Source organism: Polymorphospora rubra (assembly GCF_018324255.1).
GTDB lineage: Bacteria > Actinomycetota > Actinomycetes > Mycobacteriales > Micromonosporaceae > Polymorphospora > Polymorphospora rubra.
On sequence record NZ_AP023359.1, the window covers coordinates 1,294,132 to 1,315,678 of the forward strand.

Annotated in this window: 19 protein-coding genes, 1 tRNA gene and 3 pseudogenes; 12 read left to right on the forward strand and 11 right to left on the reverse strand. The window is 73.2% G+C overall.

The window, feature by feature from the left end:
- Positions 1-35: 35 nt before the first annotated feature.
- Positions 36-1,229, forward strand: a complete 1,194-nt coding sequence (locus Prubr_RS05870) for a hypothetical protein (protein ID WP_212822351.1) — start codon at positions 36-38, stop codon at positions 1,227-1,229.
- Here the strand turns inward: Prubr_RS05870 and Prubr_RS05875 are convergent.
- From Prubr_RS05875 to Prubr_RS05890, 4 genes and pseudogenes are all read right to left on the reverse strand, one after another.
- Positions 1,211-2,023 (reverse strand): energy-coupling factor ABC transporter ATP-binding protein, encoded by an 813-nt coding sequence (locus Prubr_RS05875; protein WP_212822353.1) that lies wholly within the window; start codon positions 2,021-2,023, stop codon positions 1,211-1,213. The two genes, Prubr_RS05870 and Prubr_RS05875, sit on opposite strands and share 19 nt — an antisense overlap.
- Positions 2,020-2,789, reverse strand: a pseudogene (cbiQ, locus tag Prubr_RS05880) (cobalt ECF transporter T component CbiQ). The gene Prubr_RS05875 and the pseudogene cbiQ overlap by 4 nt, the downstream one beginning before the upstream one ends.
- A 16-nt stretch (positions 2,790-2,805) precedes the next feature.
- Positions 2,806-3,153: a PDGLE domain-containing protein gene (locus tag Prubr_RS05885; protein WP_212822354.1), complete on the reverse strand. Its 348-nt coding sequence runs from the start codon at positions 3,151-3,153 to the stop codon at positions 2,806-2,808.
- Positions 3,150-3,857 (reverse strand): energy-coupling factor ABC transporter permease, encoded by a 708-nt coding sequence (locus Prubr_RS05890; protein ID WP_212822357.1) that lies wholly within the window; start codon positions 3,855-3,857, stop codon positions 3,150-3,152. Before Prubr_RS05890 ends, Prubr_RS05885 begins: the two co-directional genes overlap by 4 nt.
- Before the next feature lie 175 nt (positions 3,858-4,032).
- Between Prubr_RS05890 and bcp the strand changes: the two genes are divergently transcribed.
- The 4 genes from bcp (at position 4,033) to Prubr_RS05910 (ending at position 6,111) form a co-directional block, all read left to right on the forward strand.
- Positions 4,033-4,509, forward strand: a complete 477-nt coding sequence (gene bcp / locus Prubr_RS05895; protein ID WP_212822358.1) for a thioredoxin-dependent thiol peroxidase — start codon at positions 4,033-4,035, stop codon at positions 4,507-4,509.
- Positions 4,510-4,627: 118 nt separating this feature from the next.
- Positions 4,628-5,458 (forward strand): helix-turn-helix domain-containing protein, encoded by an 831-nt coding sequence (locus Prubr_RS05900; RefSeq protein ID WP_212822360.1) that lies wholly within the window; start codon positions 4,628-4,630, stop codon positions 5,456-5,458.
- Positions 5,444-5,526 (forward strand) — tRNA-Leu (locus Prubr_RS05905). Before Prubr_RS05900 ends, Prubr_RS05905 begins: the two co-directional genes overlap by 15 nt.
- A gap of 66 nt (positions 5,527-5,592) precedes the next feature.
- The gene (locus tag Prubr_RS05910) at positions 5,593-6,111 is read left to right on the forward strand and encodes a GNAT family N-acetyltransferase (protein ID WP_212822362.1); all 519 of its coding nucleotides are present in this window, start codon (positions 5,593-5,595) and stop codon (positions 6,109-6,111) included.
- 217 nt (positions 6,112-6,328) lie between these two features.
- Here Prubr_RS05910 and Prubr_RS05915 read toward each other — a convergent pair whose 3' ends face one another.
- The 3 genes from Prubr_RS05915 to Prubr_RS05925 are packed head-to-tail and all read right to left on the reverse strand — an operon-like array spanning position 6,329 to position 8,962.
- Positions 6,329-7,267 (reverse strand): expansin EXLX1 family cellulose-binding protein, encoded by a 939-nt coding sequence (locus Prubr_RS05915; RefSeq protein WP_212822366.1) that lies wholly within the window; start codon positions 7,265-7,267, stop codon positions 6,329-6,331.
- Positions 7,264-8,082: an MOSC domain-containing protein gene (locus Prubr_RS05920; RefSeq protein WP_212822367.1), complete on the reverse strand. Its 819-nt coding sequence runs from the start codon at positions 8,080-8,082 to the stop codon at positions 7,264-7,266. The genes Prubr_RS05915 and Prubr_RS05920 overlap by 4 nt, the downstream gene beginning before the upstream one ends.
- A gap of 46 nt (positions 8,083-8,128) precedes the next feature.
- Positions 8,129-8,962: a class I SAM-dependent methyltransferase gene (locus Prubr_RS05925; RefSeq protein ID WP_212822368.1), complete on the reverse strand. Its 834-nt coding sequence runs from the start codon at positions 8,960-8,962 to the stop codon at positions 8,129-8,131.
- Positions 8,963-9,029: 67 nt separating this feature from the next.
- Between Prubr_RS05925 and Prubr_RS05930 the strand changes: the two are divergent.
- The 6 genes and pseudogenes from Prubr_RS05930 to hutH all read left to right on the forward strand — a co-directional run bounded on the left by Prubr_RS05930 (position 9,030) and on the right by hutH (position 16,808).
- Positions 9,030-9,889, forward strand: a pseudogene (locus tag Prubr_RS05930) (MurR/RpiR family transcriptional regulator).
- Positions 9,890-9,943: 54 nt separating this feature from the next.
- Positions 9,944-11,593 (forward strand): urocanate hydratase, encoded by a 1,650-nt coding sequence (gene hutU / locus Prubr_RS05935; protein WP_212822370.1) that lies wholly within the window; start codon positions 9,944-9,946, stop codon positions 11,591-11,593.
- Positions 11,590-12,776: pseudogene (locus Prubr_RS05940) on the forward strand (allantoate amidohydrolase). Before hutU ends, Prubr_RS05940 begins: the two are co-directional and overlap by 4 nt.
- The gene (locus Prubr_RS05945; RefSeq protein ID WP_212822372.1) at positions 12,770-14,116 is read left to right on the forward strand and encodes a formimidoylglutamate deiminase; all 1,347 of its coding nucleotides are present in this window, start codon (positions 12,770-12,772) and stop codon (positions 14,114-14,116) included. The pseudogene Prubr_RS05940 and the gene Prubr_RS05945 overlap by 7 nt, the downstream one beginning before the upstream one ends.
- Positions 14,113-15,282 carry an imidazolonepropionase gene (gene hutI, locus Prubr_RS05950; RefSeq protein WP_212822374.1) on the forward strand — a complete coding sequence of 390 codons (1,170 nt, stop codon included), beginning with the start codon at positions 14,113-14,115 and terminating at the stop codon, positions 15,280-15,282. Before Prubr_RS05945 ends, hutI begins: the two co-directional genes overlap by 4 nt.
- The gene (hutH, locus tag Prubr_RS05955) at positions 15,270-16,808 is read left to right on the forward strand and encodes a histidine ammonia-lyase (protein WP_212822376.1); all 1,539 of its coding nucleotides are present in this window, start codon (positions 15,270-15,272) and stop codon (positions 16,806-16,808) included. The genes hutI and hutH overlap by 13 nt, the downstream gene beginning before the upstream one ends.
- Before the next feature lie 672 nt (positions 16,809-17,480).
- Here the strand turns inward: hutH and rdgB are convergent.
- The 3 genes from rdgB to Prubr_RS05970 are packed head-to-tail and all read right to left on the reverse strand — an operon-like array spanning position 17,481 to position 19,610.
- Positions 17,481-18,095 carry an RdgB/HAM1 family non-canonical purine NTP pyrophosphatase gene (rdgB, locus tag Prubr_RS05960; protein WP_212822388.1) on the reverse strand — a complete coding sequence of 205 codons (615 nt, stop codon included), beginning with the start codon at positions 18,093-18,095 and terminating at the stop codon, positions 17,481-17,483.
- Positions 18,092-18,820, reverse strand: coding sequence for a ribonuclease PH (rph, locus tag Prubr_RS05965; RefSeq protein WP_212822389.1), 729 nt, complete (start codon positions 18,818-18,820; stop codon positions 18,092-18,094). The genes rdgB and rph overlap by 4 nt, the downstream gene beginning before the upstream one ends.
- 43 nt (positions 18,821-18,863) lie before the next feature.
- On the reverse strand, positions 18,864-19,610 hold the full coding sequence (locus tag Prubr_RS05970; protein ID WP_212822391.1) for an MBL fold metallo-hydrolase: 747 nt from the start codon (positions 19,608-19,610) through the stop codon (positions 18,864-18,866).
- Positions 19,611-20,059: 449 nt separating this feature from the next.
- Here Prubr_RS05970 and Prubr_RS05975 point away from each other — a divergent pair, with 449 nt between their 5' ends.
- Complete coding sequence (locus Prubr_RS05975) at positions 20,060-20,503, forward strand: hypothetical protein (RefSeq protein WP_212822393.1); 444 nt, start codon at positions 20,060-20,062, stop codon at positions 20,501-20,503.
- A gap of 69 nt (positions 20,504-20,572) precedes the next feature.
- Here the strand turns inward: Prubr_RS05975 and Prubr_RS05980 are convergent, their stop codons facing one another.
- Complete coding sequence (locus tag Prubr_RS05980) at positions 20,573-21,538, reverse strand: PLP-dependent cysteine synthase family protein (RefSeq protein ID WP_212822395.1); 966 nt, start codon at positions 21,536-21,538, stop codon at positions 20,573-20,575.
- Between the last annotated feature and the right edge of the window lie 9 nt (positions 21,539-21,547).

Genomic DNA, 21,547 nt, shown 5'->3' on the forward strand with positions numbered 1-21,547 from the left:
TAGACCGCGGCCAGACAACTGGCCACGGCCGGACGGTGGCCGGCGCGACCGTGCCGCAGACCGGAACAACGGCCCGGGCCGGCGCGGCGGCGCTCCTGCTCGCCGCCGTCGCCGGCCTGCTCGCGGCGCTCGCCCTCGCCGGCCCCGCCCACGCCCACGGCGGCGCCGACACGCCCGACGGCACCGACTACCGCGTCCGGATCACCGGACTGACCCCGCCCGTGCCGGGCCTCACCGTACGCACCATCGAGGCGGGCGCCCGCCTGGAACTGACCAACCGCACCGGCCGCGTCATCGAGATCCCCGGCTACGCCAACGAGCCCTACCTCGAGGTACGCCCCGACGGGACGTACGAGAACCTCAACTCCCCCACCACCTACCGCAACCGCACCCTCGCCGGCGACACACCGGTCCCGGCCGACGTCGACCCGGCCGGGCCACCCCGGTGGCGACTCCTCGACGCCGACCCGGTCGCCCGCTGGCACGACCTGCGCACCGCCTGGACCGACACCGACCCGCCGCCCGGCGTACGCGCCGACCCCGAACGGGAGCAGCGGGTCCGCGACTGGACGGTGCCGGTACGCGACGGCGACACCGCCATCACGATCAGCGGCACCCTCGACTGGGTGCCGCCACCCGACCCCTGGGTGTGGTGGGCCTGGATCCTGCTCGCCATCGTCGCGATCGGCGCACTCGGCATCGTGCCCGGCCGGTACGCCCCCGCCGCCACCGCCGTACTCGCCGGCCTGTCCGTCGTCGGCGGCCTGTCCGCCGTCGCCTTCGCCGTCGCCCGCGAACTCGACGCCGGCACGACCGGGCCCGGCGCGATCCTGGTCGGTCTGCTCGCCCGGCACGGACTGTCGCTCGCCGTCGGCGCCTGTGCCATCGCCGCCGGCATCCTGGCCCGCCGGCCCGCCCGCGACTTCGCCCTCGTACTCGCCGGCATCGTCCTGGCGATCTTCCAGGGGCTGGTCAACGCCGGCGTCCTCGCCCGTGCCGTCGCCCCCGCCCCCTGGCCGGCGGACTGGGCCCGGCTCGTCATCGCCGTGGCCGTCGCCACCGGCGCCGGCATCGCCGCCGCCGGACTGCTGCGGATGCACTCCGCCGCCCGCCGGGCGCCGCGCCGGCCCGCCGACCCCGACGCGCCCGACGGCACGTCGACCGTCGGGCCGCCCAGCGGCGACACCCCCGTCCCCGCCGCCGACGCCGGCTACGCCGGCGCCTCCTGAGCCGGTGCCGGTCGGGCGGTCGGTCGCCGGGCGGCGAGCTGCGCCGCGGCCAGCGCCGGATCGAAGCCGTACGGCAACTCCAGCCGGTGCCGGGCCAGCAGCTCGGCATCGGCCAGCAGGTCGACCGTCGCCCCGTCGGCCACCACCCGCCCCGCGTCCAGGATCACCGACCGCGAGCACAACTCCATCGCGTACGGCAGATCGTGCGTCACCAACAGCAGCGTCACCGGCAGCGCGCGCAGGATCTCGGCCAGCTCCCGCCGGGACGCCGGATCGAGGTTCGACGACGGCTCGTCCAGCACCAGGATCTCCGGCCGCATCGCCAGCACCGTCGCGACCGCCACCCGCCGGCGCTGCCCGTACGACAGGTGGTGCGGGGCCCGGTCCCGGTGCGCCGACATCCCGACGGCGGTCAACGCCTCGTCGACCCGGGCCGCGAGTTCCGCCCCGCGCAGCCCCAGGTTGGCCGGGCCGAACGCGACGTCCTCGGCGACCGTCGGCAGGAACAGCTGGTCGTCCGGATCCTGGAAGACGATGCCGACCCGGCGCCGGATCTCGGCCAGGGTCGCCCGGTCACGCGCGACGACCAGACCGCCGACCGTGACCGTGCCGGCGCCTTCGTGCAGCACCCCGTTCAGGTGCAGCACCAGCGTGGTCTTGCCGGCACCGTTCGGCCCCAGCAGCGCGACCCGGGCCCCGCGCGGCACCCGCAGGTCGACGCCGCGCAACGCGACCTGACCGTCCGGGTACGCGTAACGCAGGCCACGCACCTCCAGGGACACCGGCCCGCTCACGACAGCAGCACCGCCGTGACGCCGACGCCCGCGGCGGCCACCGGCACCGTCGCCGCGAGCAGCCACTGCCCCGCCGACGCCACCCCCGTCCCCGGCCCGGCCGGCGGCATCCGGCCCGTGTAGCCGCGCGACAGCATCGCCAGGTAGACCCGCTCCCCCCGCTCGAACGCCCGCAGGAACAGCGCACCGATCCCGGCCGCGAAGCCCCGCACCTGCCACAGGAACCTCGGGTCGTCGCCCCGCGAGATCCGGGCCACCCGCATCCGGCGGGCCTCACCGACCAGCACGTCGAGGTAGCGGACCATGAACATCGCGATCTGGGTCAGGATCTGCGGGCACCGCAGCCGGTCCAGGCCGACGATCAGGTCCCGGCTCGTCGTGGTCGCCGCCAGGACCAGCGACACGAGTACGCCGAGCGTCCCCTTGACCAGGATGTTCCACCCCCGAGCAGCCCCTCCACCGACAGCTCCAGGCCCAGCCAGGTGACCCGCTCCCCGGCCGCGACGAACGGCAGCGCCACCGCCAGCAGGACGAACGGCGCCTCGACCAGGGCCCGGCGGGCCAGCCACCCCGCCGGGATCCGGCCCAGCGCCGCCACCACCGCGACGAGTACGGCGTAGCCGCCGAACGCCCAGAACGCGTCGCGGGGCGTGGCCACCACGACCAGCGTCACCGCCACCGCCGCCGTGATCTTCACCTCGGGCGGGAGCCGGTGCAGCACGCTGTCCCGGTCGAGGTGCAGGACGTACGCGTGCCCACGGGCCATGCCCCGCCCCGCCCGGCTAGCCGTGATCCGCCGTACGACGGCCACGGACCAGCCAGAAGAGCCCGCCACCGACGGCGAAGGTGAGCAGCACCCCGGTCACCCCGGCCACCGCCGTCGACAGGTACGCGTTGTCGACGCCCCGCAGCCCGTAGTCGGCCAACGGGCTGTCGGCCCACTCGTGATCCTTGGCGTTGCGCGCCATGCAACTGCCGCCGGTGATCTCCTCGTCGGCGTTCAGGGTGCAGCCCTTCGTCGACGCCGAATCCAGGCCGTCGGGCGAACCCGAGGCGAAGTTGCTGACCACCCCGGCCAGCAGCAGGGTGACCAGCAGGCCACCCAGGACGAACCAGCTTCCGCGCCTCACGCCGCGCCTCCCACCGTCGAAGTCGTCGTCAGCCGGGTGCCCCGCAGGGCGTACACCAGGTCGGGCCGGGTCTTCGCGACGGTGACCACCGTCGTCGCCGCGATGATCCCCTCACCGACACCGATCAGCAGGTGGGTGCCGGTCATCGTCGCCGCGACCGCCCCGAGCCCGTAGTCGACGAGCTGCGTCGTACCGCCGAGCGCGTACTGGAGCACGAAACCCAACGCCGCCGCGACCACGCTGACCACCGAGGCGAGCAACGCCGTCGCCGCCAGCCCGGCCGGGGTACGCGGCAACACCCGCAGCAGAAGCACGATCAGCCCGTACGCCGCCGCCGTGCCGACCAGCGCCATGTTGACGATGTTCGGGCCGAGCGCGGTGATCCCGCCGTCGGCGAAGACGAGCGCCTGCACGACGAGCACCACCGCGACGCACAGCGCACCCACCCACGGGCCGACCAGCAGCGCCGCCAGCGCCCCGCCGAGCAGGTGCCCGCTCACCCCGGGCAGCACCGGGAAGTTGAGCATCTGGACCGCGAAGACGAACGCCGCCACCAGGCCGGCCATCGGCGCCAGCCGGTCGTCGAGATCCCGCCGCCCACGTATCACGCAGAAGACCAGTGCCGCCGCCGCGAGCGCGGCACAGGCGATCGAAACCGGGGCGTCGAGCACCCCGTTGCCGATGTGCAGAGCCAGACCGTCCATGAGCTCCTCCGGAGAGTGCGAAGCTCGGTACGCGGTGCCGGTGCGCTGCCGCGTACAGGCGACTCCCAGAGTATTTGCACACATAGGTTGTTGCCAATACTTGGCAACTGAACCCGTTCGGGGCACGCGGCCGGGTACCGCCACGCGCCACCGTTCGGGCGATAGGGTTCGGGTCATGACCGCACCGGCCCGCCTCGCTCCCGGCGACCCCGCACCCGAGTTCGAACTGCCGACCGACACCGGCGAGACGCTGTCCCTGAAGGAGCTGCGCGGCCGCAAGGTGGTGCTGTACGTCTACCCCTCCGCGATGACGCCCGGCTGCACCAAGCAGGCCTGCGACTTCCGCGACTCGCTCGCGTCGCTGCAGGCCGCCGGATACGAGGTCGTCGGCCTCTCCCCCGACAAGCCGGCCAAGCTCGCCAAGTTCCGCGAACGCGACACGCTCACCTTCCCGCTGGTGTCCGACCCCGAGAAGGCGGTGCTGACCGCGTACGGCGCGTTCGGCGAGAAGCAGCTCTACGGCAAGACCGTCACCGGTGTGATCCGCTCGACGTTCGTCATCGACGAGGACGGAAAGATCGAGAAGGCGCTCTACAACGTCAAGGCCACCGGCCACGTCGCCAAGCTGCGCCGCGACCTCGGCCTGGACTGAAACCAGCCGTTTGGCGCTCGTGCTCCACTCCACTGCCGCCATCTAGCGTCGTGGGCGTGGTGAAGTACACCGAACAGGTTCTGACGGAAGCGGTGGCGGCGAGCCACAGCATGGCGGGGTGCTGCGATATCTCGGCCTCCCCCTCAACGGCGGTTCGCACGCACATCTACGGCGCCGGATCGACACCCTCGGAATCGACACGGCGCACTTCCTCGGCAGGGCACACAACCGAGGCCGGCGGTCACCGCGCCGGCTGCGCCCCGACGAGGTGCTGGTGCTGCGGGCCACCGACCGGCGTCGGGCTCATCCCGAGGTCCTGCGGCGGGCGCTCGTCGAATCCGGTGTGCCGGCAACCTGCCAACTGTGCGGCATCGGGCCGGTGTGGAACGGCCGCCCCCTGACCCTGCACGTCGACCACGTCAACGGCGAGTTCTGGGACTGCCGACCAGACAACCTGCGGTTCCTCTGCCCCAACTGCCACAGCCAGACACCGACGTACGCGGGCCGCAACCGTCGCCCCACCCGTGGCTCGGCCGAAGACTCGGTCCGGTACGGCAGCACCCGCGGCGACCGGCCCGACGACGACACCGTCCGGGACATCGTCGAACGGGTGGCGCGCGGTCACCTGACCGTGGTGGCCGCCGCCCGGCTGATCGGATGCCACCGCAACCACTTCTACCGGCTCCGGCGACGCCTGCTGGAAGCCGGTTCGCTGACCACCATGCGGGGCGGGTCGCGCCCGCGCACGGAGGCACAGCAGGACCGGGTGATCGCGCACGCACTGGCCCACCCGACCGACGGGCCGAAGGCGATCGCCCGCCAGCTCCGTACGCTCGATCCGACCGGCGCTGTCAGCCACGGCACGGTGTCCAACATTTTGCGCAAGGCGGGCCTCAACACCATCGCTGCCCGGCGCTCTAGACTCTTGGCGTCGGCGGGAGTGGCGTAACGGCAGCCGCGGCAGGTTTAGGTCCTGTTGTCCGAAAGGACGTAGGGGTTCGAATCCCCTCTCCCGCACCCATCAACCGGCCCGTGGCCGACGACACGTCGGGGACGTTGGCGTGGAGCGGCAGGATTGCGGGCATGGGCCTGCGTTTCGTACTCGATCCTCCGCTGACCGACGCACTGCGCGACGAGATCGTCGACCTGTGGTGCACGGTGACCAACACCGGTGGCGCGGTCGGGTTCGTGGGGCAGGTCACTCCCGCCGACGTGTGGTCGACGGCACAGGTCGAGTTCGCCGCTGTCGACGGAGGACGGGACCGGCTACTGGTCGGCTACGAGGGCGAGCGGCTGGTCGCCATGCTGTTCGTCACCGACAACAACTTCGTCCTCAAGGACCACTGGCGGATCCTGAAGCGGGTCATGGTGCACCCGGACCGGCAGGGCCTCGGCTACGGCGCGGCGCTGGTCCGGGAGGCGGAGCGGGTCGGTCGGGAGATGGGGCTGGCCGCGCTGCACCTGACGGTCCGGGACGGGGCCGGGGTGACGGAGTTCTACTCGCGGTGCGGCTACAAGGAGGTCGGCCGGTTGCCGGGCGCGTTGCGGGTGGCGGCCGGCGACGACCGCGACGAGGTCCTGATGTGGCTGCCGCTGCGCTGAAGCCCCCGCCGTCGGCAGTGTCATGATCGTCTGCGGCTGAGGCGTGCCGGGTACGGCGTGTCGAATGCTTCAGCAGCAGACGATCGAGGGCCGATGACCGTCAGGGATTCAGGCTGTCGGGCGGGGTACTGCTGTTGCGGTCCACAGCGAATTCGGCGTATCGACAGCGAACTCGCTGTGGGCCGTGACAGCACCTGCCCGTCGGGGCCGCCGTGGGTCAGTGGCAGTCGGTTGGTGTGATCGGGGAACTGGCGGCGAGTGACGCCGGCTCGGGCACGTCGCCGGCGGCGGCCCCGTCCGTCGTGGTGGATGACACGGTCGGGGTGGGCTCGGCGGTCGGGGTGGGTGCGGCGCTCGTCGGCCCGGGGGTCGGCGGACGGGACGGGCTGGCGGTGGGGCGGGCCGGTGCGCCGTACATGTTGGTGTTGGTCTGTTGGGTCTGCTCGGGTGCCATCCGGATTCCTTCGGCGACCGCCTGCCGGCTCTGGTCGTCGGTGACCCGGATCGCGTACGGGCCGGGGCCGAGCCCGCCTTCGATGATCCAGTAGTTGTAGTCGTGGCGTACGGCGGTTTTCCAGCCGCCGCCGGGTGGTCTGGCCTCGACCTTGCGCAGCGGGTTGCCGTGGTTGGTGACGAGCACGGCGAACCACCACTGGGAGGCGCCGTCCTTGATGCGGAAGGCGAGCGGGCCGGGCAGCGCCGGGTCGACGACGCGCCGGTAGGTGACCGGGACGATGCCCTGGACCGGGTCGGCGATCTTCGCGAACGCCTCGCGGGAGAGGTCGATGTGGCCGGTCGGGCATTCGGGGCACTGGTCCATGACGATGACGCGGACCCTGCCCTTGGGGCCGGTCACGTCGAGGTAGCTGCCGCAGGCGACCGCGCCGTCGTATTCGGTCGGGCCGAGGGCGACGTACATGCGGTTGGCGGGGGCACCGACGTAGGAGCAGTTGCCGCCGGCCCCGTTGGAGTCGTAGAAGGTGGCTTTGCCCTGGCGGGCGGCGGGTGCGGCGGCGCAGGCGGCGGGTACGCCGGTCTGGAGGAGGACGGCGAGTCCGGCAATGGCGGCGACGGCGGCGAGTCCGCCGGCGGCGAGCCAGCGGACGTACGGCCGCCGGGGGACGCGCCGGTGTCCCCGGACGGCTCGCCCGGTCACGGCATCAACTCGACGGGGTCGCCGACGGTTATGGGGCCGGTGCCGTCGGGGATGAGGTTGACGCCGAAGAGCAGTTTCTGGTCGCGGTTGCGGTGGCGGGCGAGCAGCCGCAGCGGCTGTCGTCCCTTTTCGCCGGTCTCCTGGTCGATGGTGGTGACGAGGCAGCGGGCGCAGGCTTTGACGGCGCGCATCACGACGTTCCCGAACCGGAGCCGGCGGCCGATCCAGTCGTCTTCGGCCCAGGGGTCGGCGCCGCTGACGACGAGGTTGGCGCGGAAGCGGTTCATCGGCAGCGGCCCCTCGATGTCGCCGGCTTCGCGCAGCAGGCTGTTGAGCGCGTCGAGGGAGGCGGTGTTGGTGACCAGCATCGGGTAGCGGTCGGCGAAGCTGACCCGGTCTTCGGGGCGGCTGAGTTCGGTGCCGATGGGTTGGTCGGCGGGGTTGGCGAGCCAGACGAGTCGTACCTTGCGGTCGATCAGGGTGCTGAGCCAGTGGTCGGCGGCGGGGCCGGCCGGTGCGGCGGCGACCGGGGTGCGGTTGACGAAGATCTGTACGTCGAGCGGGTCGCCGGCCGGTTCGGGTACGTCGAGCGGGTGCCGGCCGGTGGCGTGCAGGACCAGTCCGCCGCCGGGGCGGGGTGCGGGCCGGATGTGCACGAGTGCGGCGGTGTCGCGCTGGGTGACGCCGACGCCGTCCTCGTCGATGACGAGCCAGCGCCGGTCGCCGGCGAGCCCCCACGGCTCGACGTGGATGGTGTCGTGGTCGAGCCGGTGGCAGCCCTTGACGGGGTGGGTGTGCAGGGACGCGAGCCGCATCCCGTCAGCCTGCCACAGGGCGGGCCGGCGGGATCGCGGGCCGGGACTACCAGGCGAGGCCGATTCCGTCGCCGCGGAACCAGTGCCGGTCGGGGGTTTCGCGGTAGGCGAGGAAGCGGCGGCCGGTGCGTTCGGCGTGTTCGGCGAGGACGTTGGTGGTGGTGACGTTGTCGGTGAGCAGCCGGGCGTCGGGGGCGAGTTTGGGTTCGACGGCTTCGAATTCGCGGCGTTCGTGGGCGACGCTGTGGTCGCTGTCGTGCAGGAAGAGGTCGACGGGGCGGTCGAGGGCGTTGATGCTGGCGATGGAGTCGCCGATGACGAGATCGGCGACGTCGGACCAGGGTTGGGCCTGGGCGAGGTAGCCGGCTTCGGGGTTGATGTCCAGCGAGGTGACCCGGCCGGGGTGCCCTTCGGCGGCGTTGCGTAGGAGTGCGGCCGCGAGTACGCAGGTGCCGAGGCCCTTGTCGACGCCGGTTTCGACGATGTGCGTGGGGCGGGTGGCGCGGACGATGGCGTACCAGCCGATGCGGCGGGCGTAGCGGACCTGTCGGTCGGCGAGGCCGCGGCGGGCGGCTTTGGCGGTGGTCTGTTCGATGTGTCGGCGCAGGTCGTCGTCGGTCTCGATCTCGGTGAGGTAGCTCCGGACCTGGGTGACGGGGAGGTCGCAGGTGACGCTGACGAACCAGGCGAGGTGTTGCCGGCTGAGCGGGGTCAGGTCGTAGGTGTAGTTGTGGTGTTCGCGGGAGGTGAAGAGCCAACGGGCGGAGACGCCGAGGACGCGGGCGTCGTGGCGGGCCACGGTAACGAGCCGCTTGGGGAAGGCGGCGACGGGCGCGAGTGGGGTGCGCGCGATACGGCGCCGAAAGTTCGTACCGGTCACGCCGAATATCTACCACAGCCCATGGCGACCATTGCGCTCTGAATATTTTCATGCATATCCTCGCCCCATGAATCGGAAGAGCGCTGGGGAGGCGTCCGCGGACCGGGTGCTCGACCTGTTCCGGGGGTACGGCTGACCCCGACCCAGCGCCGGATCGCGCACAGTCTGGTGCAGCACACCGCGTCGGCGGCGTACCTGTCGGCGGCCGAGGTCGCCGAACTGGCCGGGGTGAGCCAGCCGTCGGTGACCCGGTTCGCGATGGCGCTCGGCTACGACGGCTACCCGGCGCTGCGCCGCCGCCTGCGGGAGTTCGCCGGCGCCGGGAACGGGACGGCCGCCGGCCCGACGGTCGGCAACGAGCTGCAGCGGGCGGTGCACGACGAGGTCGACAACCTGCACCGGCTCGCCGGGCAGCTCGCCGAGCGCGACACGCTGACCGTCGCCGGGGCGCTGCTGGCGGCCAGCCGCCCGCTGCCGGTGCTCGGCCTGCGCTCCGCCGCACCGCTGGCCGCGTACTTCGCCTATTTCGCCGCGAAGGTGCTGCCGGACGTACGAGTCTTGGACTCCGGGGGCAGCCTGCTCACCGACCGCCTCGACCAGGCCCGGGCCGCCGGGGCGACCGCGCTGCTGGCGATGGTCATGCCCCGTTACCCGCGGGAGTCGATCGAGGCGGTACGCGAGGCGCGGGCCGCCGGCCTGTCGGTGGTGGCGATCACCGACTCGGCGGTCAGCCCGGTCGCCGAGCACGCCGACGTGGTGCTGCCGGCGGCGGTCGGCACGCAGCTCGTCTTCGACCTGCACGCCGCGCCGATGGCGATGGCGATGGTGCTGTTGCAGGCGATCTGTGACGTGGCGCCGGCCGACGCGCAGCGTCGCCTGGAGCAGTTCGAGCAGTCGGCGGCCAACCGCAACGTGTTCGTGGCCTGAGCACGCCCGAGAACGCCTGAGCACGCCTGAGAACGCCCCGGAGGAGGCAGACCGATGGACGGACCGGTTCGCGCGGCGCGCGGGGTCACCCGTACCGCGAAGGCGTGGCCGCAGGAGGCCGCGCTGCGGATGTTGATGAACAACCTGGACCCGGACGTGGCCGAGCGCCCCGACGACCTGGTGGTGTACGGCGGCACCGGCCGGGCGGCCCGGGACTGGCCGTCCTACCGGGCGCTGGTGCGGACGCTGACCGAGTTGGACGACGACGAGACGATGCTGGTGCAGTCGGGCCGGCCGGTCGGGGTGTTCCGCACCCACGAGTGGGCGCCCCGGGTGCTGCTGGCGAACTCGAACCTGGTCGGCGACTGGTCGACGTGGCCGGAGTTCCGCCGGCTGGAGAACCTGGGCCTGACCATGTACGGCCAGATGACCGCCGGCTCGTGGATCTACATCGGGACGCAGGGCATCCTGCAGGGGACGTACGAGACGTTCGCGGCGGTGGCGGCGAAGCGGTTCGGTGGGACGCTCGCCGGCACGTTGACGTTGACCGGCGGCTGTGGCGGGATGGGTGGCGCGCAGCCGCTCGCGGTGACGATGAACGACGGGGTGTGCCTGGTCGTCGACGTCGACCGGGCCCGGCTGGACCGCCGGGTGGCGACCCGCTACCTGGACGTGGTCGCCGCCGACCTGGACGAGGCGGTGGCGCTGGCCACGGCGGCCCGTCGGGAGCGGCGGGCGCTGTCGGTCGGGGTGGTCGGCAACGCGGCGACGGTCTTTCCGGAGCTGCTGCGCCGTGGTGTCGAGATCGACATCGTGACCGACCAGACCAGCGCCCACGACCCGCTGTCGTACGTGCCGGAGGGGGTCGAGCCGGGCGAGGCCGGTGACTACGCGCGGGCGAAGCCGGAGGAGTTCACCGCCCGGGCGCGGGCGTCGATGGCGAAGCACGTCGAGGCGATGGTCGGCTTCCTCGACGCGGGTGCCGAGGTGTTCGACTACGGCAACTCGATCCGGGGCGAGGCGCAGCTGCACGGCTACGAGCGGGCGTTCGACTTCCCGGGGTTCGTGCCGGCGTACATTCGGCCGTTGTTCTGCGAGGGCAAGGGACCGTTCCGGTGGGCGGCGCTGTCCGGCGATCCGGCCGACATCGCGGCCACCGACCGGGCGGTGCTGGACCTCTTCCCGGAGAACGAGGCGCTGGCCCGGTGGATCCGGCTGGCCGGCGAGCGGGTGGCGTTCCAGGGGCTGCCGGCCCGGATCTGCTGGCTCGGGTACGGCGAACGGGACCGGGCCGGGGTGCGGTTCAACGACATGGTGGCCTCCGGTGAGCTGTCGGCGCCGGTGGTGATCGGCCGCGACCACCTGGACTGCGGCAGTGTGGCCAGCCCGTTCCGGGAGACCGAGGGGATGCGCGACGGCTCCGACGCGATCGCCGACTGGCCGCTGCTGAACGCCCTGGTGAACACGGCGAGCGGCGCCTCCTGGGTATCCATCCACAATGGAGGCGGGGTGGGCATCGGGCGGTCGCTGCACGCCGGGCAGGTCTGCGTCGCCGACGGCACCGAACTGGCCGGCCGGAAGATCGAGCGGGTGCTGACCAACGACCCGGGGATGGGCGTGATCCGGCACGTCGACGCCGGCTACGAACTCGCCGCCGAGGTCGCCGGGGAGCACGGCGTCCAGATCCCGATGGCCCGCCCGTGACCGGCTTCCGGAAGCTCTGGGACGAACTCGCCCCGGTGGGCCGGGACCCGGTCAGCGGCGGCTACCTGCGCTACGCCTTCACCGAGCCGGAGCGGTGGCTGCGGGACTGGTTCCGCCGGCAGGCGGCCGACCGCGGCATGTCGGTCGAGGAGGACGGCAACGGCAACCTGTTCGCCTGGTGGGGGCGGCCGACGCCGGTGACGCGGTGCTGACCGGCAGCCACTTCGACTCGGTGCCGCACGGCGGCGGCTACGACGGTCCACTGGGGATCGTCAGCGCTTTGCTGGCCGTCGACGCCCTGCGGGAGCGTGGGGTCACGCCGACCCGGCCGGTCTGCGTGGCGGCGTTCGCCGAGGAGGAGGGCGCCAGGTTCGGGGTGCCGTGCCTCGGGTCGCGGCTGCTGACCGGCGCGATCGAGCCGGAGCGGGCGGCGGAGCTGACCGACCGGGACGGCGTCACCTTCGGGCGGGCGCTGGGCGGGCCACCGGCCGGCCCGGTGCCCGGCCTGCTGGCCCGGTTCGGCACGTTCGTCGAACTGCACGTCGAGCAGGGCCGGGCGCTGGTCGACCTGGCCGCGCCGGTCGGGGTCGCCAGCGCCATCTGGCCGCACGGCCGGTGGCGGTTCGACTTCCACGGCGAGGCCAACCACGCCGGTACGACCCGGATGGCCGACCGCCGCGATCCGATGCTGACGTACGCGTTCACGGTGCTGGCGGCGAACAAGGAGGCCCGGCTGCGCGGCGCGCATGCCACGGTGGGCCGGGTAGCGGTCGAGCCGAACGCCACCAACGCGGTCCCGGCGCTGGTCCGGGGCTGGCTGGACGCCCGGGCCGCCGACCCGGCCACCCTCGACGGCCTCGTCGACGCGGTCCGGGGCAAGGCGGTCGAGCGGGCCGGCCGGGACGGCACCACGCTGGCGGTGACCCGGGAGTCGTTCACCGGCGTGGTCGACTTCGACGGACCGCTCGCCGGCCGGCTGGCCACCCTGCTCGGCGGGGTGCCGGTGCTGCCGACCGGGGCCGGCCACGACGCCGGGGTGCTGGCCGCGCACCTGCCGACCGCGATGCTGTTCGTCCGCAACCCGACCGGGGTGTCGCACTCCCCGGCCGAACACGCCACCGACGACGACTGCGTCGCCGGGGTGGCGGCGCTCGCCGACGTACTCCAGGAGTTGGCATGCTGACCCCGACCCGTTGGCACGCCGCGTACGCCTGGCTTCCCGGGCGGGGCGGGCCGGACGCGGACGTACTGATCGAGGTGGCCGACGGGCGGTTCACCGCGGTCGACGCCGGCGTACCGGCCCCGCCGGACGCCACCCGGCTGTCCGGGCTGGTGCTGCCCGGGCTGGCGAACGCCCACTCGCACGCGTTCCACCGGGCCCTGCGCGGGCGTACGCACGCCGGGGGCGGCACGTTCTGGACGTGGCGGGAGCGGATGTACGACGTCGCCACCCGGCTGGACCCGGACTCCTATCTCGCGCTGGCCCGGGCCACGTACGCGGAGATGGCGCTGGCCGGGATCACCTGTGTCGGCGAGTTCCACTACCTGCACCACGCCCCGGGCGGCCGCCCGTACGCGGACCCGAACGCGATGGGTGCCGCGCTGGTCGAGGCGGCGGCGCAGGCCGGCGTACGGCTCACCCTGCTCGACGCCTGCTATCTGACGGCCACTGTGGACGGTGCACCGTTGGCCGGGCCGCAGCTGCGCTTCGGCGACGGCGACGCGGCCGGCTGGGCGGCCCGGGTCGACGCCTTCCGGCCGGCCGGCGGACACGCCCTGATCGGCGCCGCCATCCACTCCGTGCGGGCGGTGCCGGCGGACCAGCTCGCCGACGTCGCCGGCTTCGCCGTCGCCCGCGAGATGCCGCTGCACACGCACCTGTCGGAGCAGCCGGCCGAGAACGACGCGTGTCTGGCGTACCACGGGACGACGCCGGCCGGGCTGCTCGCCCGCGCGGGCGCCCTCGGTCCACGTACGACGGCGGTCCATGCCACCCATCTCACGGGGCCGGACCTGACCGCGCTGCGCGACACCGGGACCGGGGTGTGCCTGTGCCCGACGACCGAACGCGACCTCGCCGACGGGATCGGGCCGGCGCGGGCGCTGGCCGACGCCGGCATCCGGCTGAGCCTCGGCAGCGACAGCCACGCGGTTATCGACCCGTTCGAGGAGGCGCGGGCGGTGGAGCTGGACGAGCGGCTGCGGACCCGCCGGCGCGGCCACTTCTCCGCCGGGCAGCTGCTGCGGGCCGCCGGCCCCGCCGGCCACGAGGCGCTCGGCTGGACCGACGCCGGCCGGATCGCGGTCGGGGCCCGGGCCGACCTGGTCGCCGTACGCCTCGACAGCGTGCGTACGGCCGGGGTGGAGCCGGTCGGGGCGCTGTTCGCGGCGACCGCCGCCGACGTCGACCTGGTGCTCGTCGACGGCACGGTAGTGATCCGCGACGGCCGGCACGTGCGCGTGGACGTACCGGCCGAACTGGCCCGGTCGGTGGCGAACTCCTACGGGGAGGGTGCGGCGTGAACCTGCTGGTCGACGACATCGGCGAACTGGTCACCAACGATCCGGCCCGCGACGGCCTGATCGGCGTGGTCCGCGACGCCGCCGTGCTGGTCGAGGACGGCCGGATCGCCTGGATCGGCCGCGCCGCCGACGCGCCCGCCGCCGACCGGCGGATCGACGCCGACGGCGCCGCGGTGCTGCCCGGCTTCGTCGACAGCCACGCGCACCTCGTCTTCGCCGGCGACCGGGCCGCCGAGTTCGCCGCCCGGATGACCGGCGAGCGCTACACCGGTGGCGGCATCCGCACCACCGTGTCCGCGACCCGCGCCGCCTCCGACGACGAACTACGCGGCACCGTGCACCGGCTGCGCCGCGAGGCGCTGCGGCAGGGCACCACCACGATCGAGATCAAGAGCGGGTACGGCCTCAGCGTCCGCCACGAGGCCAGATCCCTACGAATCGCGCGCGAGGTGACCGACGAGACGACGTTCCTCGGCGCACACGTGGTGCCGGCCGAGTACGCCGACCGCCCCGACGACTACGTCGGACTGGTCTGCGGGCCGATGCTGCGGGCGGCACTGCCGTACGCCCGCTGGGTCGACGTGTTCTGCGAGCGGGGCGCGTTCGACGCCGACCACACCCGGGCGATCCTGACCGTCGGGCAGGCGGCCGGTCTGGGCGTCCGGGTGCACGCCAACCAGCTCGGCCCGGGGCCGGGCGTACAACTGGCGGTCGAGCTGGGGGCGGCCAGCGCCGACCACTGCACCCACCTGTCGGACGCCGACGTCGAGGCGCTCGCCGGCTCGGAAACCGTGGCCACCCTGCTGCCGGGAGCGGAGTTCTCGACCCGGTCGCCGTACCCGGACGCCCGGCGGCTGCTCGACGCCGGGGTGACGGTGGCACTGGCCACCGACTGCAACCCCGGATCGTCGTACACGTCGTCGATGCCGTTCTGCATCGCGCTCGCCGTACGGGAGATGGGGATGAGCCCGGCGGAGGCGGTGTGGGCGGCGACGGCCGGCGGGGCGCGGGCGCTGCGCCGCACCGACGTCGGCGTGCTGCGCCCGGGGGCCCGGGCCGACCTGGTGATCCTCGACGCGCCGTCGCACCTGCACCTGGCCTACCGGCCGGGGGTTCCACTGATCAGTGAAGTCCTGCACAACGGAGTGCCGCAATGCCTGACGTAGTCGTCCAGCCGACCGGGGTCTCCCCCGCCGACGTGCTCGCCGTGGCGCGCGGCACGGCCAGGGTCACCCTCGCGCCGTCCACCGTGGAGGCGATGGAGCGGAGTCGGTCCATCGTGGATCGCATCGAGCGGGACGGCCGACCGGTGTACGGCGTCTCCACCGGATTCGGCGCGCTGGCGAACACGTTCGTCGCACCGGAGCGGCGGGCCGAACTGCAGCACGCGCTGATCCGCTCGCACGCCGCCGGGATCGGCGCCCCGGTGTCCCGCGAGGTGGTCCGGGCGATGATCCTGCTCCGGGTCCGCTCGCTGGCGCTCGGCCGCTCCGGTGTACGGCCGCTCGTCGCGCACGCGCTGGTCGACCTGCTCAACCACGACATCACCCCGTGGGTGCCGGAGCACGGCTCGCTCGGCGCGTCCGGCGACCTCGCCCCGCTCGCCCACTGCGCGCTGGTGCTGCTCGGCGAGGGCTGGGTGCTCGGCCCCGGCGGGGAACGGATCGACGGCGGCGAGGCGCTGCGCCGGGCCGGGCTCACGCCGGTCGAACTGTCGGCGAAGGAGGGGCTGGCGCTGATCAACGGCACCGACGGCATGCTCGGCATGCTGCTGCTCGCCATCGACGACGCCGCACACCTGTTCACCATGGCCGACGTGACCGCCGCCCTGTCGACCGAGGCGATGCTCGGCTCCGACCGGCCGTTCCTGCCCGAACTGCACGCGATCCGGCCGCATCCCGGCCAGGCGGTGTCGGCCGCCAACATCCACCGGCTGCTCCAGGGCTCGGCGATCATGGATTCGCACCGGGACGACCTGGCCCACGCGGTGCAGGACGCCTACTCGATCCGGTGCGCCCCGCAGGTCGCCGGCGCCGCCCGGGACACCCTCGCGTTCGTCGAGACGACCGCCGCCCGCGAACTCGTCAGCGTCGTCGACAACCCCGTCGTGCTCCCCGACGGGCGGGTCCTGTCGACCGGCAACTTCCACGGCGCCCCGCTCGGCTTCGCCGCCGACTTCCTGGCCATCGCCGCCGCCGAGGTCGGCGCCATCGCCGAACGCCGGGTCGACCGGCTCCTCGACGTGACCCGATCGCGCAACCTGCCGGCGTTCCTCTCCCCCGACCCGGGCGTCAACTCCGGGCTGATGATCGCCCAGTACACCGCCGCCGGGATCGTCGCCGAGAACCGGCGGCTGGCGGGGCCGGCATCGGTCGACTCGGTGCCGACCAGCGGCATGCAGGAGGACCACGTCTCGATGGGCTGGGCCGCCTGCCGCAAACTGCGTACGGTGCTGGACAACCTGACCAGCCTGCTCGCGGTGGAGCTGCTGGCCGGCGTACGCGGGTTGCAGTTACGGGCGCCGCTGACCCCGTCCCCGGCCGGGCAGGCGGCACTGGCGGCGGTGGGCGGATACGCGGGCGAACCCGGCCCGGACATCTACCTCGCCCCGGTCCTGGAACAGGCGAGGGCGACGGTCTCCGGGCGGGCGTTGCGCACCGAGATCGAGTCGACGACCGGCCCCCTGAACTGACCCAGCCCGCGCAGTGCCGAGGTGGTGCCGCGCCCCGCGCAGTGCCGTGCCGTGCCGCGTCGCGTCGATCAAGGACTAACCGTGCCCGCTTCGCCCTGATTCCCGACACAACAAGTCCTTGATCGTCGCAGGGGCGGGGCGGGCGACAGGCACCGGGGCAGGGCGCGGCTGCGGGCAGCACGCGGAGCGGTGGCGGCGGCGGTGGCGGTGGCGGCGGTGGCGGCGGTGGCGGTGGCGGTGAGAGTCAGGCGTGATCGTCTGCTGTTCCGCCGGTGCCCCCGCGGCGTGTCGGCCGGCTGAGCAGCAGACGATCATCGGCCACCGCCGGACCTGTCACGCAGTCGCCGCGAGGTGGGCGGGGTTCACAGCGAATTCGGCGTATCCACAGCGAACTCGCTGTGGACCCCGACAGCGGTATCCGCCCCTGCGCCCGACCCAACCGCGGGCCCTCGGCGAAACCGGCCCGACCCAACCGCGGGCCCTCGGCGAAACCGGCCCGACCCACCCGCCGACCCTCAGCCGCCGGCCCTCGGCGAAACCGGCCGGCCTCGATCGTCTGCGGTCCAGGCGTACGACACGCCGTGCCTAAGGTGTCTCAGCCGCAGACGATCAAGAACGCGCAGACGATCAAGAACGCGGCGGGCCGCCCCTCGCCAGGTGGAAGTGACCGGGTCAGCCGGGCAGAGCGAGTTTGGCGATCACCCGGGCCAGCGAGCGAAACGCCTTGCCACGGTGGCTGATCGCGTCCTTCTCGGCGGGGGACAGCTCGGCGTTCGTCCGGGTCTGGCCCTCGCCGAGGAAGATCGGGTCGTACCCGAAGCCGCCCTCGCCGCGCGGCCCCCGCAGGATCCGGCCGGCCTGGCGGCCTTCGACCAGGTGTTCCTTGCCCCCGGGAAGCACCAGTGCGGCGGCACAGACGAACGCCCCGCCACGGTGCTCGTCCGGCACGTCACCGATCTGCCCCAGCACCAGGTCCAGGTTGGCCTGGTCGTCGCCGTGCCGTCCGGACCAGCGGGCGCTGAAGACGCCCGGCATTCCGTTCAGCGCGTCGACCGCGAGCCCCGAGTCGTCGGCGACGGTCGGCAGCCCGGTGTTGCGGCACCCCTCCCGGGCTTTGAGCAGCGCGTTCTCGCCGAACGTCAGACCGGTCTCGGGCACCTCGTGATATTCCGGTACGTCGGACAGCCCGACCAGCTCGACGCGCTGCACGCCCAACGCCTCGTCGAGGATCCGCTGCAGTTCGACAAGCTTCTTGGCGTTACGGGTCGCCAGCAGCAGTTTCGTCATTTGCCCAACGCCTTCCGCTGCGCCTCCGTCAACTCGGCACAGCCGGCCACCCCGAGATCGAGCAACGCGTCCAGCTGGTCGCGGGCGAACACCCCGGACTCGCCGGTCCCCTGCACCTCGACGAAGTCGCCGTCGCCGGTGCAGACGACGTTCATGTCGACCTCGGCGGCGACATCCTCCAGATAGCACAGATCCAACCGCGGCTCGCCCTCGATGACGCCGACGCTGACCGCGGCCACCGACCGGTGCAGCACCTTCGCCGGCTTACCGGCCAGCGCCTTACGGTCGGCCAGCCAGTCGACCGCGTCGGACAGGGCCACGTACGCGCCGGTGATGGCCGCCGTACGGGTGCCGCCGTCGGCCTGGAGCACGTCGCAGTCGAGCACGATCGAGTTTTCGCCGAGCGCCTTGAGATCGATGGTGGCCCGCAGACTGCGCCCGATCAGCCGGGAGATCTCGTGGGTACGACCGCCGACCCGGCCCTTCACGCTCTCCCGGTCCGACCGGGTCGTGGTCGCCCGGGGCAGCATCGAGTATTCGGCGGTCACCCAGCCGAGCCCGGAGCCCTTGCGCCAGCGGGGCACGCCCTCGGTGACGCTCGCGGTGCACAGCACCCGGGTGTCGCCGAACTCCACGAGCACCGATCCCTCGGGGTGCATGCTCCACTGCCGGGTCAACGTCACCGGTCGGAGTTGGTCGGGCCGCCGCCCGTCAGGTCGCGCCATCCCGACACCCTATTGGTGACCGGATCACGTCCGCCGGCCGGGATCAGAGTTCGTACCGGGCGCCCGGCCGGACGATCTCGATCGGCCCGTCGAACGCCGACTCGGCCTCCTCGAAGGTGGTCGCCTCGCTGCCCCAGGCCGTCACCAGGTGGGTGAGCAGGAGCTTGCCGACCCCCGCCTTGGTCGCGATCTCGCCGGCCTCCCGCCCGGTCAGGTGCAGGTCGGGCGGGTTCTCGACCCCGTCGAGATAGCTCGCCTCGCACAGGAACAGGTCGGCGCCGTGCGCCAGCCGGATGAGCGCGTCGCAGGGCGCCGTGTCCGACGAGTAGGCCACCACCCTCTTCTGCCACTCCAGACGCACCCCGTACGTCTCGACGGGGTGGTTGACCCGGTCGACGGTGACGGTGAACGGGCCGATCGGAAAGGTGCCGGGCTGGAGCCCGTAGAAGGTGTAGACGTCGTCGACCGCCTCCGGCTCGCTGCTGTAGGCGGCGGCGATCCGGTCGTGGGCGCCGGCCGGCGCGTAGACCGGCAGCGCCGGCAACGGACCCTGCGGCGCGTACCGGCGCACCACGATGTAGGTGCACGCGTCGAGCATGTGGTCGCAGTGCAGGTGGGTGAGCAGGATCGCGTCGACGGCGTGGAGTCCGGCGTAGCGCTGCAGGGCGGACAGCGACCCGGAGCCGAAGTCGATCAGAAGCCGGAAGCCGTCGGCCTCCACCAGGTAGGCCGAGCAGGCCGAGTCAGGTCCCGGGAAACTGCCGGCACAGCCCAGGACGGTCAGCCGCATCCGACTGCCCCGGACGGGGCGCCGGCCACCGACAGCCCGCCGACCGCTGTGCTGAAGATCCGTACTGGCGAGTCCGTCACGGCACGCAGCCTACGCGGTGACCAGCACGGCGACGAAAGGTCTGATCCAACTTGTCATCAAGGCGACACCACGGGAGGGTACGCCGCCTGCGGGTTGCGGCCCCGCGCACCGTTACGCGCCGTCACACCGATCCGTTGCACAGCGTGAAGGTCCACGGGTACGGGTGGGCCGCGACAGATCGCAGGACGGTGACACGTGGCCTCGCAAGCTGACAGCCCATCACTCGGCACCGACACACTGCCCGCCGAGGTGGACCCGGAGGCGGTTACCGAACCGATCCCCCGGGAGCCGTTCCGGTAGCGCAGCGCCACGATCCGCTGTCGACGGCGGCCACGCCGCACACCGACGAACCGGCGAAGCCGGCGCCGGTGGACGGCACCGACCCGGCGCGGACCGGAAACGCCGTACCCGACCGGCCGTTCTGGGTGCAGCGGGCGGCGAGCGACGCCACCGTGCGGCTCGGCAGCCGCGACGAGGTCTTCCTGCCCCGACGCGGGCTGGCCAGCCTGTTCCGGCTGCCGGGTGCGAGCGACCCCGCGCCCGACGGACGGCGGATGGTCGGGCTGTGCGCCTGGGCGACCGCGCTGGGGCTGGTCGGGATGGCCGTGGCGCTGCGCGGCCTGTACGCGATCCTGTCCGGCACCGACCCGGTCTGGTACGAGCCGACACTGATCGTCGGCGGGCTGGCGGGGATCGCGCTGACCGTCGGCGGGTTCCTGTCGATCCAACGGCGCCGGCTGCCGTGGCTGATGCTCGGCGGCGCGACCGTGCCGCTGCTGCTGAACCTGGTCCTGACGGTCATCGCCCTCTGACTTCCCCCGGCATGACGTACGCCGGCCGCGGGGACCGCGGCCGGCGTCATCGGGGTTCAGGCGCGGGGGTCAGGCCCAGAGCTGGCCTTCGAGTGCGTCCTCGGCGTCGGTGAGGGTGCCGCCGTACGCGCCGGTCGACAGGTATTTCCAGCCACCGTCCGCCACCACGAACGCGACATCGGCGCGGCGGCCCGCCTTGACCGCCTCGTGCGCGACCGCGAGGGCCGCGTGCAGGATCGCGCCGGTGGAGAACCCGGCGAAGATCCCCTCGACCTCGACGAGCTGCCGGGTACGCAGCACCGCGTCGCGGGTGCCGACGGAGAACCGCCGGGTCAGCACGGTGGCGTCGTAGAGCTCCGGGACGTAGCCCTCGTCGATGTTGCGCAGGCCGTAGACCAGCTCGCCGTACCGCGGTTCGGCGGCGATGATCTCGATGCCCTCGACCTTCTCCCGCAGGTAGCGCCCGGTGCCCATTAGGGTGCCGGTGGTGCCCAGCCCGGCGACGAAGTGGGTGATCGAGGGCAGGTCGTGCAGCAGTTCGGGCCCGGTCGACTCGTAGTGGGCGCGGGCGTTGGCCTCGTTGCCGTACTGGAAGAGCATCACCCAGTCCGGGTGCTCGGCCGCGATCTGCTTGGCGGTCGCGACCGCCTGGTTGGAGCCGCCCGCCGCGGCCGAGAAGATGATCTCGGCGCCGTACATGCGGAGCAGTTGGACCCGCTCGGCGGAGACGTTCTCCGGCATCACGCAGACCAGCCGGTAGCCGCGCAACTTGGCGACCATGGCCAGCGAGATGCCGGTGTTGCCGCTCGTCGGCTCCAGGATCGTGTCGCCGGGGCGGAGCCGCCCGGCGCGTTCGGCCTCACGGACCATGAACAGCGCCGGACGGTCCTTGATGCTGCCGGTCGGGTTACGGTCCTCCAGCTTCGCCCACAGCCGCACCGGTGGCGCCCCGTCGGGCACCGTCGGCGAGAGTCGGGGCAGGCCCACGAGCGGCGTGCCGCCGCAGGCGTCGAGCAGGCTGTCGTACCGTGCCATGCCGGCCCG